The following is a 16,041-nucleotide window of genomic DNA, read 5'->3' as shown; positions in this document are numbered from 1 at the left end:
AAAGGTTACGGGTCAACTTGTCAACAAGTACCACCCAGCGGATAGCGTTCTGACAGCCGACCCGAAAGGCACCGCACCCTCATGCCGACCCCCGTTCCTGCCGCCCCCCGTATTGACGAGCAGGCCATTCGCGCGCTCCCGAAAGCTGAGGTGCACATCCACCTCGAGGGGACGTTCTCGCTGCACGACATGCTCGTGTTGGCGAAAGAGAGCGGCGTCACGCTCCCCGGGCCGGCCCGGACGATCTTCGACATCTCCACCCACGACGACTTCTCCGCGCCGAGCGTGACCACGGGCGGCGGCACAGGCGCCGGGTCTGCGGGTCTGACCGGCTTCCTGCGCTTCCTCGACTGGCAGTGCGGCCTCGTCCGCACGCCGGAACAGGCTGCGCGCGTGGCGTACGCGTTCGCTGCCCGGCAGACTGCGTCGGGAATCCGCTACTCGGATGTCATCGTCAATCCGACTCACTGGAACGCCTGGCGCGGGCGCGAGCTCGATCTGCTCGCCGCCCTGTCGGAAGGATTCGACGAGGCAGCCCAGGACGGCCTCTGCGAAACCGGCATCGCGTACTCCCTGCTGCGCAGCCAAACAGCCCGTGAAGCCGAGGACATCGTGGCCGCGCTCACCTACCGCCGACCCGAGCGCGTGGTGGCACTCTCCGTGGACGGCGACGAAAAGGTCACGGGTCGCACCGGCGAGAAGTTTCAGGCGGCATTCTCCCGCGCCGCCGTTGCGGGCCTTCGCCGCACCGTCCATGCCGGAGAGTCGAGCGGCCCGGCGGGGGTCTGGGATGCGATCGATCTGCTGCAGGCAGAACGCATCGACCACGGGGTTCGCTCGATCGAAGACCCCGCCCTCATCGAGCGACTGGTGCGCGACGAGATCAGCCTGGGCGTGTGCCCGCGCTCGAACGTGTCGCTGGGCATCTATCCCGATTGGGTCTCGCATCCACTGCCGCGGCTCCTGGATGCCGGTGTCCGTGTCACGCTGAACACCGACGACCCGGTGCCGCTCGGCACGACCCTCGAGGCCGACTGGGCCGTGGCTGCCGCGCAGTTCGGTTTCACCGAAGCCGACCTTGCGGGCTTCGCCCGCCGCTCGATCGAGGCATCTTTCGCATCCGACGACCTCAAGCGCGACCTCCTCACCGAACTCGACGCGCACGTGGCGGCGCCGACATCATGAGCCCCCTTCGCCCCCCGGTGACGATCGCTGCCGCGGCCCTTGTCGCGTCGACAGCGCTCGCTCTGGCGTGGGCGGCAAGCGCGCATGCTGCCGACGAAAGCGTGGCGCTGGCGCCGATCGTTGCCGACTGGCCCGACCGGTTCAGCGTCGTCGGCACGAAGGCGGAACCGCTGTACACCGAGCGCATTTCGTTCGGGCGGTCCGGTGACGATTTCACGCTCGAGATCGAGGTTCTCTCCCAAGGCGACGTTGCGCTCGGGACCCAGACCAGCACCGTGTCGGTGGATGACGGCACTGTTCGCTGGGTCGAAGGGTGCACGAAGACCGACGCCCAGTGTGAGAACGACACCGGTCTACGCGGCTTTCTGACGACAGCTCTCGTCGTCGCTGCGCAGCGAGCGGGCACACTCCCGGCATCCGGCGTCGTGCGCGATCTGCACGGCACGGATGTCGTCTGCATCGACGACGCGGACCTGTACTCCGCGCCGTCCACGGTCTCCCTGCACCCCTGCTTCGACATCGCTTCCGGGGCTGTCCTCGGGCAATGGTCCCCCGATTCACACGCGTTCGTCGGCGCCACCCTCGCCGACGGATTCCACATCACCACCCCTGCACCACCACTTCCCTGACCCTCCCGAAAGGACACAGCATGCGTATCTCCCGCTCCCTCGCGTTCCTCGCAACCGCCGCGACAGCCGCGGTCGTTCTCGCCGGATGCTCGGCCTCCACCGAGCCGGCAGCATCCGGCGAGCCCGCCTCCGGGGTCATCACCGTCGGTGCCCTCACCCCCGGCAATGCGAACGACGGCGCGTTCAACCAGGCGCTCGCCGACGCCCTCGCACAGCTCGAGGAGGAGGGTCTGATCACGTACGAGCTGCGCGAGCAGATGGCCGACCCGGCCGAGAGCGAGCCCGTGATCGCCGACTTCGCCAGCCAGGGCGTAGACCTCATCATCGGACACGGCATCGAGCTCGGCGACGCCATCTTCTCGGTAGCCGAGGACTTCCCCGACGTCGCCTTTACGGCATCGGGTGGGGCCGACATCCTGGAGAAGTACACCGACAACGTCGAGACCTGGACCTACGACGTCTCTCAGGTCGGCTACCTGTCGGGCTACATCGCGGGGCTGACGCAGCTCTCGCCGATCGGGCGGGTCGAGAGCCTGGAGCTCGACTTCATCACGGCGACTGACGCGTTCTTCCAGCAGGGTGTGGCAGCAGCCAACCCGAGCGCCGAGCTGCTCCCGGTCGTCTACGCCGGAAGCTTCGACGACGCCGAGGCCGCAGCCTCCGCCACCACCGGCCTCATCGGCCAGGGCGCGCAGCTGGTCTACACGACCGGCGATGGCATCGCCGCGGGTGTCGGAGCCGCAGCTGCTGACGCCGGAGTTCCCACGGTCGGCGTCTCGCCGGCGGCGGGCGAAGAAGCACTCTCGGTGAACGTCTCGACCGTGGACCTCGACATGTACCCCATCGTCAAGGCGTGGGTCGAAGAGGTGGCTGCCGGCGAGTTCGGCGGCAAGGGCGTGGTCTCCACGCTCCAGAACGGCGGCCTGACCTACCAGGAGATCAACGACGTCAACGGCACCATCCCCGCGGATGTCGCCACGAAGGTCGAAGAACTGATCGCCGGCCTCACCGACGGAAGCGTCACGATCTCTTGACCAGCACCTCCTCCTTCGAGACCGGCCGGGCCCTGGTGGCCCGGTCGGTCTCGAAGACCTTCGGCGCCACGCGTGCTCTGCACGACGTGGATATCGTGGTGCGCCCCGGCACCGTTCACGCCCTCGTTGGCGAGAACGGCGCCGGCAAGTCGACGCTCGCCAAGATCCTCGCGGGAATCCAGGCGCCGGATGCCGGCACGATGACCATCGGCGGTGCCGCATACGCTCCGCACGACCGCGCTGCAGCCAAGGCCCGCGGCGTGAACATGGTGCCGCAGCAGTTGAGCCTCGTCGGCGAGCTCTCGCTGCTCGAGAACTTCCTGCTCGTGAGCCCCCGCCGCCTGCTACGGCGCCGCGCAGCTCACACCCTTCTCTCCCACACCCTCGAACGGGCAGACGTCGACGTCGACCTGACCGTACCCACGCGGAGCCTCACGCAGGCTCACCGCCAGCTCGGCGAGATCGTCGTCGCCCTGGCTGAGGGCGCGACGACCCTGATCCTCGACGAACCGACGGCAAGCCTTGGCCCCCACGAAGTCGGCGGCCTGTTCGACCACCTCCGCGCGCTGTGCGAGGGCGGCACGGCAATCGTGCTCATCACGCACCGCCTCGAAGAGGTCGGGGCTGTCGCCGACGACGTTTCGGTACTCTCCCACGGCCGCCTCGTGCACCACGGTCCCGCCGCCGAGCTCAGCCCAGACCGCGTCGCGCGCCTCATGGTCGGCGAGCTACCGCCTCCCGCCGAGCGAGCACCGCGAACCCCGGGTGACACCGTCCTTGAGCTCCGGCACGTCACCGCGGTCTCCGACACGGATGCCGACCTCGAGGCCGTCAGCCTGCAGGTGCGCGCGGGCGAGATCGTCGGGGTAGCCGGAGTAGCCGGGAGCGGCCAGAACACGCTCATGGATGTCCTCGCGGGGTTGACTGTCCCCCGCGGGGGGACCGTGCGGATCGACGACCTCGACCGGCCGCGGGCCGTGGACCTGCTCGAACGCGGCGTCGCCTGGATCCCCGAGGAGCGCAGCGACGGGCTTGTGCCGAGCCTCAGCCTCGGAGACACCCTCTCGCTCTACGACAATGCCGTGGGCTCGGCATCCCGGCGCCCGAAGGAACGTCGCGATGCGGAATCGACGCTCCAGGACTTCGACGTCCGCCCCGCGAACCCCACTCTCGCCGCCGGCGGCCTCTCGGGCGGCAACCAGCAGAAGCTCCTGGTCTCGCGGGAGCTCGGCACGGGCTCCCCGCGAGTCGTGCTCGCTTACGGTCCGACACAGGGCTTGGACCTGCGCGCAGCGCAGGCGATCCGTGAGCGGCTGGTCGCGGCGGCCGAATCGGGTGCCGCAGTTCTTGTCGCGTCGCACGATCTCGAGGAGCTGATGCAGCTCGCGGACCGCATCCTCGTCATGTTCTCGGGACGCATCGCCGCCGAGTGGCCGATCGCTGAGGTCACCACCGACAAGGTCGGGGCGGCGATGGCGGGTCTGAATTCCACCGCCTCGTCGACGACGTCCCCAACGACCGCCACGTCAACCACCACTCCTACCACTGAGGATCTCCCGTGACCGAGCTGAGCAGTCTGGTCCCCACGACCGAGGAACTGGTGCGCCTGCGCGCCGTCGCGTCGGGGAACGACACCCCTGACCTCATCATCCGCGGTGGCCTGGTGCAGTCGCCGGGCACCGAGGAGTGGCTCGAACGGGATGTCGTGATCAGCGGACGACACATCGCCACGCTCACCCCCTGGGGCCACATGCCCGAGGCGCACCGCGAGATCGATGCATCCGGCAGCTACGTGGTTCCGGGCTTCATCGACGCGCACCTGCACATCGAGTACACGAACCTCACCCCCGGCGAACTCGCGCACCTGTCCGTCCCACGCGGCACGACAACAGTCCTCGTCGATCCCAACGGCGCTGCAAACGTCTGGGGGGCTGACGGGATGGATTTCATGCTGTCCACCCGCACTCCGCTGCACATCTTCCAACAGGTCTCACCGACCACGCCGGGCGCCCCACACCTCGAGCTCGGCGGTGCCGTCATCCCCGAGGAGACGGTACGCGCACGCCTGTGGGATGACGTGACCGCGACCCTCGGCGAGACGAACCCGTTCGACTACAGCGAGCGCTCGACGGGAAGGTTCCGCGAAGCCCTGGCGGCGCGGCGCCGGATGACGGGCCACACCGCCGCTCAAACGCACGAGTCGCTCTGGGGATACCTCGCCGCGGGCATCAGCGATGACCACAACGCGTCCACCGTTGATGAGGTGCTCGAGCGCACGCGACTCGGGGCGATGATCACGATCATGGCTTCGTCCCTCACCGACAACACGCTGCCGCTGTTCGCCGACCTCGAAGCCATCGCACCGGCACTTCGGAGCCTGTGCTTCTGCGCCGACGACAAGCACGCGCTCGATCTGTCGGCAGAGGGTCACATCGATCACCACATCCGTCAGGCCATCCGCTTCGGTGTGGATCCGCAGCTGGCATACCGGATGGCGACGACGCAGCCGGCTCATTACTACCGCCTCGACCAGGTGCTCGGCATCCTCGCCCCCTCGCGCCTGGCCGACGTGCAGATCATCCCGGATCTCGCCGAGGTCCGCCCCTCGCACGTCATCGTCGCCGGTCAACTGCAGGGGCACGACGGCGCCCCGCTGTTCACCAACACCGACGACATTCCGGCGTGGACCCTGGACACGGTGCACCTGCCGGCCGAGCTCCCGGCTGACATCTTCGCGCTGGCTGCTCCCGAGGGCGCGCAGCGGGTGAGCGTGCGGGCGATGGAGATGTACAACGGCTACTTCAAGCGGGAGTTCGAAGCGAGCCTCGAGGTCGTCGACGGGCGCGTGGTCTCGGACGCCGAGACCGATGTCTTGAAGATCGCCGTCGTCGACCGTCACCATGGGACTGCCGAGACCGGCATCGGATTCGTGCGCGGCTTCGGCCTGACTCGCGGGGCTGTGGCGATCACCATGAACTGCCCCAACATGAATATCGCGGTGGTTGGCGCAGACGATGCGTCAATGCTCATGGCCGTCGAAGAGCTCGGGCGAATGGGTGGCGGTTTCGTCACTGTCGCTGACGGCGAGGTCGTCGGGCGGGTTCCGCTTCCCGTCGGCGGAATGATGAGCGCCGAGCCCTGGCAGCAGACCGCCGCAGCCCTCGCGGAAGGTCACGCCGCGACGGCGGCGCTGGGATGCCGCATCCCGTCGCCCTACATCATCCTGTCGTTCGTCGGCCTCTACGTCGTGCCCGACCTCGGGCTGACCGAGCGGGGTCTGATCGACGCCGCGACGCAGTCGTTTGTCGATGTGCTTCTCCCCGGCCCCGCCGGCGCGTGCGGTCACACGCATCCCCCCCACGATGAGGCGCACACATGAGCGGCAGGGTGCGCGGGTGGATGCTCGCGGGAAGCGTCGTCGTCGCCGTCCTGGTCGTCGCGACAGTGCTCATCCTCCTCGCCGGCGCCGACCCACTAACCGGCCTGCAGGGCCTGATCGCCGGGGTCTCGAGTTCCCCCTATCGCGTCGGTGAGTTGCTCGTCGGGGCGGTGCCGATCGCGATCGTCGCGCTGACGCTCATCCCCGCGCTGCGCGCCGGCGTGTTCTCCGTTGGAGCCGAGGGCCAGGTGATCTTCGGCGCGATCTTCGCAACCGCCGCGACCCTCGGCACAGCCGGCCTGTTCGGCGAGGGGGTTCCCGCCCCGGTGTACTGGGTCATCGGCATGGTCTCGGGCGCCCTCGGCGGTGCCGCGTTCGCGCTGCTGCCGGCGTGGCTCGCCGAGCGCTGGCACGTGAACATCATCTTGTCGACCCTCCTGCTCAACTACATCGCTGCGGGCTTTCTCGGCTGGACGCTTCGCACATGGCTCGCAAGTGATGAGAACACAGCTACCCCGCAGAGCCCCCAGCTGCCCGAGGCATCCGCCCTGCCCGACCTGATTCCCGGCACGCGCGCGCACATCGGCGTGCTGCTGATCATCGTGGTCGCCGTGCTGTTCGAGTGGTGGCGGCGCACCTCGCAGGCAACCCGCATCGGCGTGTTCGCCGAGCGTCCACGCCTGGCCCTACGGCTGGGAACGACCCGCGCGCGGACTCTCTACGGCACGATGCTCGTCTCCGGCGCCGGAGCTGGCGTGGTGGGGTGGCTGCAGGTTGCCGGCGTGAATGAGCGCCTCTTCAACTCGGTCTCGGGAGGCGTCGGGTTCTCCGGCCTCGCTGTCGCCCTTCTCGGGGCGCTCCTGCCCGGCGGCATCCTGCTCGCCGCACTCTTCTTCTCCGCGCTGACCGCGGGAGCCCTCGGCATCCAATCGGCGACGGGCACCGTGCCCTCCTCGATCGCCGACGTCATCAAGGGCGTCCTGCTGCTGGGCGTCGCCGCCGTCGCCGGTGTTACGGCACGATCGGGGGCGGCCAGACCCGCCGCGGCGCCTCCGTTGACGGATGTCGCATCAGTCGCTCCCGACGGTGAACCCACCCCGGCGGCTGCGTCGGTGTCGGCAGGGACGGAGGAGCGATCATGAGCATCGAGCTGTGGGCCTCCATCCTCGCCGGCGCGATCGTGCTCGCGACGCCGCTGGTCATCGCCGGGCTCGGCGAGGGGTTCGTCGAGCGCGCGGGCCGGCTGAACCTCGGCATCGAGGGGATGATGATCCTCGGCGCGTTCGTCGCCGTATTCGTCGCGAGCTTCGCGGGGCTCGTCGCCGGCCTTGTCGCAGCGATGCTCACCGGCCTCGTCCTGGCCGCCCTCATGAACCTCGTCGTATACCGACTCGGCGCCAACGAGATCGTCGTGGGGCTTGCGATCACGATGCTCGGCCTCGGGCTGTCCACCTATCTCTATCAACTGTGGGTGCCCGCCGGTCAGACCAACGTCTCAGTACCGACGGCACCCAAGCTCGATCTCGGCATCCTCACCGACATCCCGCTCATCGGGCCTGCCCTGTTCGGGCAGAGTCCCCTCGTCTACGGTGCCCTCGTGCTCGCGATCGCCGCCTGGGCGGTGTTCCGCTTCACGCGCTTCGGCCTGCAGGTGCGCGCCGTCGGCGCCGACCCGACCTCGGCGGCGCTTCGGGGTGTCCGCCCGCGGCAGATCGGAGCCCAGACGCTGCTGATCGGCGGGGCGCTCGCGGGGCTCGCGGGCAGTGTCATCACCCTCGGCTCGATCGGCGCGTTCAGCCCCGACATCACCGCAGGCCGGGGCTACATCGTGCTGGCAATCGTGATCATGGGGAGGATGACTCCCGTCGGCATCGCGATCGGGGCGCTGCTGTTCGGCTTCCTGCAGAGCTTCTCGCTGCTGGCGCAGTCGACCGCGATCCAGCTTCCGAGCGAGCTGTACCAGACCTTCCCCTACGCCATCACACTGATCGTTCTCGTGCTGACCTCTCGCGCAGCGCTCCGCCGTCACCTGGGCCGGCACGTGCGCAGCAAGCCGGGCCGTACCCAGAGCCTCACCCCCGCCTGACCTCATTCGACCAAGGGAACACCCATGCTGACCCGACGCTCCCCGTTCGCCGTCCCCGCTGCCGAGCAGATCTGGATCGACACAGTCACGACGCTCGCTCAGGAGTTCGCGGCAACCGTAGCCGACGACGACCGTGACGCCCGGCTGCCGATCGAGCACCTGCGCGCCCTGTCGACCTCGGGACTGGATGCCGCGTTCCTGCCCGTGGAGCATGGCGGCCAGGGCCTGTCTTATGTGACGCTGGCGCACACGGTCCGGATCCTCGCCGCCCACCATCCCGCCGTCGCCACCGTCTGGCTCATGCACATCGGCGCAGCCCACGCGCTCGTGACGATGTCGAGTCCCGACGAGGCGGCGTTCTTTGCCGCCGAGCTGCGCGCGGGAAAGCGATTCGTCAATGCCCTCTCCGAGCCCGCGGGGGGCAGGTTCTTCCTCGCGCCCCAGCAGAACGCGACCCCCACCGGCGAGAACTGGACACTCACCGGTCGCAAGGTGTTCGTCTCGGGCTCCGAGGCCGCCGACCACATGCTCGTCAACACGAGCATCGACGGGGTACCGGCCTTCTTCGGAGTGACCGTCGACGACAGCATCAGCTTCCCGCCCATCGACGAGACCGTCGGGATGCGCGCCACGCGCAGCCGCACGGTGCTGTTCGAGAACACACCGCTGCTGGCATCCCGCCGGTGCGGTTTCCCCCCTGCCGACTACGCCAACCTCATCACCGTCGGCTTCGGAATGCTCTCGATCGGCATCGCCCAGTCGGCGATGGATGCCTATGCCACCGCCGCCCGCAAGAGCAAGGGCGGCGCGCCCTCCCAGGCCGAGAACCAGTGGGTGCAGATGGAGACCGGCATGCTGTGGACGCAGCTGCAGGCAGCACGCCTGTTCGCCGAGCGCGTCGCCTGGCTTGCCGACGAGCGGTCCGAGGAAGCGATGCCCGCCGCCGCCGAGTCGAAGATGCTCGCCAACGAGGTGGCCAAGCAGGCAGCGGCCGAGGCGCTCCGCGTCGGTGGCGGCGGGAGCTTCCTGCTGAGCTCGCCGATTCAGCGGATCTTCCGCGACGCGCAGGCCGGAGCCCTCATGGCTTACTCGGTGCCGCTGACCCAACAGGTCGTCGGCGAAGCAGTCCTCGCCGACGGCTGATCCCGGCGCAGGCGTCGCTAACTCCTCAAGGCTGCCGCCGCAGCGGCTCCCGAACCGCCGATCGACCCGAACATCCGCCGGATGTGAGGAGTTAGCCACAGAGGGAGGCGTGCCCGGGCGGCGGTGTCGGATGCCGCGGCTAGCCTGATCGCATGGCCAAACGTCCCACCGCCGCTCCCTACCGGTGTACCGAGTGCGGCTGGACGACACTCAAGTGGGTCGGGCGCTGCGGCGAGTGCCAGCAGTGGGGCACGGTCGTCGAGGCAGCCGAACAGACCGGGATCGTGCGGACGCTCGCCCCCACGGCGCCGAGCGCCGATCGCGCAGCGCAACCGATCACGCGGGTCTCGGCATCGGACGCTCCCCGCCGCACGACAGGCATCGGCGAATTCGACCGCGTGCTCGGCGGCGGGCTCGTCCCGGGTGCCGCAATCCTGCTCTCCGGCGAGCCCGGCGTCGGCAAGTCGACCCTGCTGTTGGATGTCGCGGCGCACTCCGCGGCATCCGGTCACCGTGTTCTCTATGCAAGTGCCGAAGAGTCGGTCGCGCAGGTCAGGCTGCGGGCATCTCGCACCGGTGCCCTACACGATGAGTTGTACCTCGCGAGCGAGACCGACCTCGCGATGATTCTCGGCAACGTCGACGAGGTGCAGCCGAGTCTGCTGATCGTCGACTCGGTGCAGACTGTCTCGTCGGCACTGCATGAGGGCGCGGCCGGTCATCCATCGCAGGTGCGCGAGGTGGCCTCGACCCTCATCCGCGTTGCCAAGGAGCGCGGTCTTCCGGTCATCATCGTCGGGCACGTGACCAAAGACGGTTCGATCGCGGGACCCCGCATCCTCGAGCACCTCGTCGATGTCGTCTGCCATTTCGAGGGCGACCGCCAAAGTTCGCTGCGCTTCGTGCGCGCCCTCAAGAACCGATTCGGCCCGACCGACGAAGTCGGATGCTTCGATATGACAGGCGACGGCATCCAGGAGGTCGCCGACCCCAGCGCGCTGTTCCTCGGGCACGGCGACCCGGTAGCGGGAACCTGCGTCACGATCGCGATGGAGGGGCGCCGGGCCCTCCCTGTCGAGGTTCAGGCGCTCACGATCAAGACCTCGGCCCCGAACCCGCGACGCATCGTGAACGGCGTCGAAGCTTCCCGCGTTGCCATGGTGCTCGCCGTGCTCGAACGCCGAGCGGGCATCGTCGTCAGCGACCACGACGTGTACGTCTCCACCGTCGGCGGGGTGCGCCTCGCGGAGCCGGCCGCCGACCTCGCGATCGCCGTGGCCGTTGCCAATGCCGTCAGTGAGACCGCCCTCGCCAAGGGAACCGCAGCGATCGGCGAGCTGAGCCTCGCGGGCGAGATCAGACCCGTGATGCAGGCAGGCCAGCGGCGGGCCGAGGCCGAACGTCTCGGCTACCGCACGGTCGTGGATGCGGCATCCAAGAACCTGCGCGGCGCCCTCGGCGACCTGAGTCTGCACACCGTGCGGCCGGGGCGGCGACCCGAGCCCGGGCGCTTCGACGATGGACCGGGCTTCTAGCGGGCAGCTCGGTCAGTCCTGGAGCCCAACCTGATCATGACCGCTGCGCACGAGCGCCGTGTCTGTCGTGCGGCCGCATCAACCGGGCCACGCGGCCGTGTCAGATTCCCCCGACATCGAGGATTCGGAGGCGGTTCGACACACTCCCGATGCCGTCCACGGTGACTGTTACGCGTTCGCCATCGGCGAGGTGCTCGGGAGGCTCTGACGCATGCCCAACGCCTCCGGGCGTGCCCGTGGCCACGACGTCGCCCGGCCGAAGCGTCACGATCCTCGAAATGTACGAAAGAAGATCCGCCGGCGAGAAGACGAGATCGTCGATGGATGCGTGCTGGCGGCGTGTCTCACCGACCGTGGTCGAGACATGGGCCCGCGCCGGGAGCTCGTCGGCGGTCACGAGCACCGGGCCGAGGGGGGTCGAGGATTCGAACGTCTTCCCCTGGAGCCACTGCGTCGTGCGGTACTGGTACGCCCGCACGGTCACATCGTTCATGACGGTGAAGCCAGCGATCGCCTCGGCCGCCTGCGCCGTCGAGGCGTGGCGCAGCGGTCGCCCCACGACGACGGCGAGCTCGCCCTCCCAGTCCACGGTGTCGGCCGCTTCTCGAGGGATGAGGATGTCGTCTCCCGCACCGATGAGCGCCTCGGCGTACTTCGCGAACAGTGTCGGATGCGTCGGCAGCTCCCGGCCCATCTCGAGGATGTGCTCGCGATAGTTCAGGCCGACGCACACGATCTTGCCAGGACGAACGACCACCGGAGCATAGTCCGTCGACGCAAGGGCCGACAGCGTGTGAACGCGACCCGATGCGCCCGCCGCCCTCGCCCGCCAGTCCGGGTCGCTCAGGAGCTCACCGAGATCGCCGGCTCCGTCGATCTCGATGGCAGCATCGGCTCCGGGGTCGACGCGCACGGCGCGCGTGAGCCCCGCCGTCCGAATCGTCGCGAGCCTCACACGCCCTCCGGGCCGGCGAGCACCGCGACGCCGGCGATCTCGATCATGGCTTCCGGCTGCCACAACCCGGTGACGCCGATGCCGGCCATCGCGGGGTAGTGGGCACCTGCGAGCTCGCGCCAGATCGCGCCGATCTCACGTCCGTGCGCCTGGTAATCGCTGATGTCGGTCAGGTAGATCGTGACGCTCACGAGGTCCTCGGGACGTCCGCCAGCCGCTGCGAGGGCATCCAGCAGGTTGCCGAACGACTGCCGGAACTGCGCCACGATGCCGCCCGACACGATCGCGCCGTCGGCGGTCATCGCCGTCTGACCCGCGAGGTGAACGGATGCCCCGGGCCCGGCGACGACCGCATGGGCGAAGCCCGACGGCCGAGCGAGCGAGGGAGGGTTGATGAGCTGGTGCACGTCGGGGCTCCTAAAGTGTGACGACGACGGGCGCGGCGGGGCGCCAGCGCGCGGGAATGGGGGTATCGGCAGCTGCCGCGCGGAGCATGAGGCGCGGGCGGACCGCGTCGGTGCGAGACACCGGGGGCTTGCGGCGCCCCGCGCGGAACGGGAGTGGCCACGCGACGCCGTCCCCGCGGTAGTCCTGTTCGGCGGCGGCGTGCAGGGTCCACTGCGGGTCGTAGAGGTGGGTGCGACCGAGTGCGCACAGGTCGGCTCGACCTGCCAGCAGCAGGGAGTTGACATCGTCGTACGACGAGATCGCACCGACGGCGATGACCGGGACCCCGCGGGCTGCCGCGACCCGATTGCGGATGGCGTCAGCAAAAGGCGCCTGGTAGCTGCGCCCGAACTGCGGAGTTTCATGGCCCACGACCTGGCCGCTGGACACGTCGATGGCCGCAGCTCCGTGGTCGATGAACGCCGTCGCGATCGCCACGGCGTCATCCACATCATTGCCGCCCTCGGCCCAATCAACCGCCGAGAGCCGGACGGTGAGCGGCTTTCGCGCAGGCCACACCGCTCGCACCGCGTCAAAGACCTCGAGCGGGAAACGCAGACGGTTCTCGAGCGACCCGCCGTAGCCGTCGGTGCGCGCATTGCTCAGCGGGGACAGGAACGACGACAGAAGATAACCGTGGGCGGCGTGGATCTCGAGCAGATCGAAGCCCGCGGCATCCGCCCGCTGAGCGGCGGTGGTGAACTCCGCGATGACCGCATCCATGCCGGCACGGTCGAGTGGGCGCGGGAGAATGCTGCCCTCCTTGTACGGTAGGGCCGACGGCCCGATCGGCTCCCACGCTCCGTCTTCGAGAGGATCGTCGATCCCCTCCCACATCAGTCGCGTGGAACCCTTGCGGCCCGAGTGACCCAGCTGCGCGCCGATCTTCGCATCCGACTGGTCGTGCACGAAGTCCACGACCCGCCGCCAGGCTACGGTCTGCTCATCCGTGTAGAGACCCGTGCACCCCGGTGTGATGCGACCCTCGGGCGATGTGCCGATCATCTCGGTCATGACCAGGCCTGCACCTCCGAGTGCCTTCGAGCCCAGATGCACGAGATGGAACTCGTTGGCGAGGCCATCCGTCGCGCTGTACATGTCCATCGGCGAGACGACGATGCGGTTGGCAAGCTCGAGCTCACCGATGCGGATCGGCTGGAACATGGCAGGCGCGACGCGTCCGCCGTCGACGCCGGCGGCGAAGTGGCGGTCCATGGCTGTCGCGAACGCGGGGTCGCGCAGCTCCAGGTTGTCGCGCGTGATGCGCCGGCTGCGGGTCATGAGGTTGAAGGAGAACTGCAGCGAATCCTGGTCGACGTACTGTCCAATATTCTCGAACCACTCGAGGCTCGCCTGCGCAGCGCGCTGCAGCGACAGCACGACAGGTCGGCGCTGCGCATCGTATGCTTCCAGCGCCGTGTCGACGGAGTCGTTCTCGCTCATGGCGGCTGCCAGGGCGAGGGCGTCTTCGAGGGCGAGCTTCGTCCCCGACCCGATCGAGAAGTGCGCCGTGTGCGCGGCATCCCCCACCAGGACGACATTGCCGCGATGCCAGCGCTCGTTGCGGACGGTCGTGAACGTGAGCCAACGGGAGTTGTTGGCCAGCAGCCGGGACCCGTCGAGCTCGTCGGCGAACAGCTCGGCGATACGGGCGATCGAGCGCTCGTCGCTCCTGCCGGGCGGCAGTGCGGGATCGTCCCAGGCGGCGAAGCCGGCGCGCTCCCACACGTCGGGATGCATCTCGACAATGAAGGTGCTCTCGGTCGACGAATACGGGTAGCCGTGCACCTGCATCCGCCCGAACGGCGTGTCCCTGACGATGAAGGTGAATGCCTCGAATGGGCGGTCCAGTGCGAGCCAGATGTACTTCGACTTCCGCGGATCCAGTGAAGCGCCGAAGCCCTCGGGCCAGCGTTGGCGGGTGCGGGAGTTGAGGCCGTCGGAGGCGACCACGAGGTCGTACTCACGCTGGAGTTCCTCGACGTCGGGCGCGGTCGTGGCAAAGTGCATCGTGACGCCGAGCGCCGCGCACCTCGCCTGCAACAGCTGCAGCAGTCGCTTGCGGCTGAGCGCCGAGAAGCCCTGGCCCCCGACGCGATGCGTGTCGCCGCCGACGTGGACGTCGATCTCGCTCCATCGCGCCATCTCGGCGGCCATTCCCGAGAACATGTCAGGGTCGGCGGCGCGGATGCCGTCGATCGTCTCGTCGCTGAACACGACGCCGAACCCGAACGTGTCGTCCGCGGCGTTGCGTTCCCACACCGTGATCTCGTGGGCGGGGTCGAGCTGCTTCATGAGGGCGGAGAAGTACAGGCCTCCCGGGCCTCCGCCAATGACGGCGATGCGCACGTCGTGCTCCTTCGTGTCGTCAGGATGCGGCGGAGAGCCGCCGGATCATCCCCTGTTGGGCGACCGAGGCGACATGAACCCCGTCCGCGGTGAAGAACTCGCCCTCCACGAGGGCGCGTCCGTTGCTGTGCGAGACCAGGCGGAGCTCGCACAGCAGCCAGTCATCCAGACGCGCGTCCTCGTGCAGCCACAGCGAGTGGTCAAGGCTCGCCGTGGCAAGGCCAGGATCGGTCCATGCCCATCCCTGAGCCCGCAGCGCGGGTTCGAGCATCGCGTAGTCGCAGACGTAGACGAGCGCGAGCCTGTGCAGCGCCGGGTCCTCCCCCAGACCGTCCAGGGCGCGCAGCCACAGCCGCACCTCGGCCGGCCCGGGCGCGGCCCCGTCACTCACGTAGCTGTCGGGGCCGACGTGGCGCAGCTCGAAACTGCGCCCGTCCGCCCAGTAGTCGACGACCTCGGCGGGAGCTCCCTGGGCCCGGGTTCGCGCGTCGGCAAGCTCGGTGGGGGCGGGGGCGGGTTGGGGCGTCGCGGCGACGCGCGGGGAGTCCTCCCCGACATGGAACGATGCCAACGCGCTGAGCACGACCCGGCCGTCCTCGGTCGCGGTGACTCGCCGGGACGAGTACGAGCGTCCGTTACGGAGCGTCTCCACGTCGTAGCGCAGTACGGCTCCCACGGTCGCGGGCGCGACGAACAGGGAATGGATGGCATGCAGCGCACGGTCGTCGGCGACGGTGCGCGTCGCGGCGGCGGCGGCCTGCGCGAGCAGATCGCCACCGTATGACTTGGGCCAGGGCACGGGTTGGGTGCGCGCCGTGAATCCCGTACCGTCCTCGCTCAGCGCGACGGCGGCGAGGAACCCGGACGCCTCACTCACGCGCGCCGAAACCCGTCGAGCGTGTCGTCAGGCACATCCGGAAGATTGACGACGATGTTGTCCGGTGTCCGGGCGGTGAGCCACACAAGCTCCTCGGTGGTGCTCATGTTCGCCTCGACGTGCGGCATGAACGGCGGCACGAATACGAAGTCTCCAGCTGTCATGTCGAGCCACTCGCGGTAGCCGTCGCCGAAGTAGATGCGCCCCGAACCGGCCAGCACGTAGCCTCCCGTCTCGGCCTCGCCGTGGTGGTGAGGCAGCGATCGGAATCCCGGCTCATTGCTGACTCGCCCGAACCAGATGCGGGTTGCGGGGGTGTGCTGCGGGCTGACTCCCGACGCGCGGTGTGCGCCGCCAGAGTTGGCGGTTCCCTCGTAGAGGTGACCAGCCCTGGTCACGACGGGGACGGTCTTGTCGGTCAT

The 16,041-nt window shown here is 68.9% G+C and carries 14 protein-coding genes; 9 read left to right on the top strand and 5 right to left on the bottom strand.

The window, feature by feature from the left end; all coding sequences use genetic code 11:
• The first annotated feature begins 81 nt into the window (after positions 1-81).
• From add to radA, 9 genes are all read left to right on the top strand, one after another.
• Positions 82-1,185, top strand: coding sequence for an adenosine deaminase (add, locus tag BGO47_RS14800; protein ID WP_292713139.1), 1,104 nt, complete (start codon positions 82-84; stop codon positions 1,183-1,185).
• Positions 1,182-1,814 carry a hypothetical protein gene (locus BGO47_RS14795; protein WP_292713137.1) on the top strand — a complete coding sequence of 211 codons (633 nt, stop codon included), beginning with the start codon at positions 1,182-1,184 and terminating at the stop codon, positions 1,812-1,814. The genes add and BGO47_RS14795 overlap by 4 nt, the downstream gene beginning before the upstream one ends.
• Positions 1,815-1,834: 20 nt before the next feature.
• Complete coding sequence (locus tag BGO47_RS14790; RefSeq protein ID WP_292713135.1) at positions 1,835-2,848, top strand: BMP family ABC transporter substrate-binding protein; 1,014 nt, start codon at positions 1,835-1,837, stop codon at positions 2,846-2,848.
• Positions 2,845-4,410 (top strand): ATP-binding cassette domain-containing protein, encoded by a 1,566-nt coding sequence (locus tag BGO47_RS14785; protein WP_292713133.1) that lies wholly within the window; start codon positions 2,845-2,847, stop codon positions 4,408-4,410. The genes BGO47_RS14790 and BGO47_RS14785 overlap by 4 nt, the downstream gene beginning before the upstream one ends.
• Positions 4,407-6,227: an adenine deaminase C-terminal domain-containing protein gene (locus BGO47_RS14780; RefSeq protein WP_292713131.1), complete on the top strand. Its 1,821-nt coding sequence runs from the start codon at positions 4,407-4,409 to the stop codon at positions 6,225-6,227. The genes BGO47_RS14785 and BGO47_RS14780 overlap by 4 nt, the downstream gene beginning before the upstream one ends.
• Positions 6,224-7,369 carry a hypothetical protein gene (locus BGO47_RS14775; protein WP_292713129.1) on the top strand — a complete coding sequence of 382 codons (1,146 nt, stop codon included), beginning with the start codon at positions 6,224-6,226 and terminating at the stop codon, positions 7,367-7,369. The genes BGO47_RS14780 and BGO47_RS14775 overlap by 4 nt, the downstream gene beginning before the upstream one ends.
• On the top strand, positions 7,366-8,313 hold the full coding sequence (locus tag BGO47_RS14770; protein ID WP_292713127.1) for an ABC transporter permease: 948 nt from the start codon (positions 7,366-7,368) through the stop codon (positions 8,311-8,313). The genes BGO47_RS14775 and BGO47_RS14770 overlap by 4 nt, the downstream gene beginning before the upstream one ends.
• 24 nt (positions 8,314-8,337) lie before the next feature.
• Complete coding sequence (locus BGO47_RS14765) at positions 8,338-9,456, top strand: acyl-CoA dehydrogenase family protein (protein ID WP_292713125.1); 1,119 nt, start codon at positions 8,338-8,340, stop codon at positions 9,454-9,456.
• 152 nt (positions 9,457-9,608) lie between these two features.
• Positions 9,609-10,991: a DNA repair protein RadA gene (gene radA, locus BGO47_RS14760; RefSeq protein ID WP_292713124.1), complete on the top strand. Its 1,383-nt coding sequence runs from the start codon at positions 9,609-9,611 to the stop codon at positions 10,989-10,991.
• 100 nt (positions 10,992-11,091) lie between these two features.
• Here the strand turns inward: radA and BGO47_RS14755 are convergent, their stop codons facing one another.
• The 5 genes from BGO47_RS14755 to BGO47_RS14735 are packed head-to-tail and all read right to left on the bottom strand — an operon-like array spanning position 11,092 to position 16,041.
• Entirely contained in the window at positions 11,092-11,946 is an 855-nt protein-coding gene (locus BGO47_RS14755; protein ID WP_292713123.1) for a fumarylacetoacetate hydrolase family protein, read from the bottom strand.
• Positions 11,943-12,353 carry a RidA family protein gene (locus BGO47_RS14750; RefSeq protein ID WP_292713121.1) on the bottom strand — a complete coding sequence of 137 codons (411 nt, stop codon included), beginning with the start codon at positions 12,351-12,353 and terminating at the stop codon, positions 11,943-11,945. The genes BGO47_RS14755 and BGO47_RS14750 overlap by 4 nt, the downstream gene beginning before the upstream one ends.
• A 10-nt stretch (positions 12,354-12,363) precedes the next feature.
• Positions 12,364-14,742: a bifunctional salicylyl-CoA 5-hydroxylase/oxidoreductase gene (locus BGO47_RS14745; protein ID WP_292713119.1), complete on the bottom strand. Its 2,379-nt coding sequence runs from the start codon at positions 14,740-14,742 to the stop codon at positions 12,364-12,366.
• 19 nt (positions 14,743-14,761) lie between these two features.
• On the bottom strand, positions 14,762-15,619 hold the full coding sequence (locus BGO47_RS14740) for an acyl-CoA thioesterase domain-containing protein (protein WP_292713117.1): 858 nt from the start codon (positions 15,617-15,619) through the stop codon (positions 14,762-14,764).
• Positions 15,616-16,041 (bottom strand): cupin domain-containing protein, encoded by a 426-nt coding sequence (locus BGO47_RS14735; RefSeq protein ID WP_292713115.1) that lies wholly within the window; start codon positions 16,039-16,041, stop codon positions 15,616-15,618. Before BGO47_RS14735 ends, BGO47_RS14740 begins: the two co-directional genes overlap by 4 nt.

This window comes from Microbacterium sp. 67-17, assembly GCF_001898325.1.
GTDB classification, from domain to species: Bacteria; Actinomycetota; Actinomycetes; order Actinomycetales; family Microbacteriaceae; genus Microbacterium; species Microbacterium schleiferi.
Note: the sequence above shows the minus strand (reverse complement) of the source record. Positions and strands in the feature narration are given on the sequence as shown.

Coding starts and splice junctions, on each gene's coding strand:
- add (WP_292713139.1), top strand. CDS start 82: ATGCCGACCCCCGTTCCTGCCGCCCCCCGTATTGACGAGCAGGCCATT.
- BGO47_RS14795 (WP_292713137.1), top strand. CDS start 1,182: ATGAGCCCCCTTCGCCCCCCGGTGACGATCGCTGCCGCGGCCCTTGTC.
- BGO47_RS14790 (WP_292713135.1), top strand. CDS start 1,835: ATGCGTATCTCCCGCTCCCTCGCGTTCCTCGCAACCGCCGCGACAGCC.
- BGO47_RS14775 (WP_292713129.1), top strand. CDS start 6,224: ATGAGCGGCAGGGTGCGCGGGTGGATGCTCGCGGGAAGCGTCGTCGTC.
- BGO47_RS14770 (WP_292713127.1), top strand. CDS start 7,366: ATGAGCATCGAGCTGTGGGCCTCCATCCTCGCCGGCGCGATCGTGCTC.
- BGO47_RS14765 (WP_292713125.1), top strand. CDS start 8,338: ATGCTGACCCGACGCTCCCCGTTCGCCGTCCCCGCTGCCGAGCAGATC.
- radA (WP_292713124.1), top strand. CDS start 9,609: ATGGCCAAACGTCCCACCGCCGCTCCCTACCGGTGTACCGAGTGCGGC.
- BGO47_RS14735 (WP_292713115.1), bottom strand. CDS start 16,041: ATGACCGACAAGACCGTCCCCGTCGTGACCAGGGCTGGTCACCTCTAC.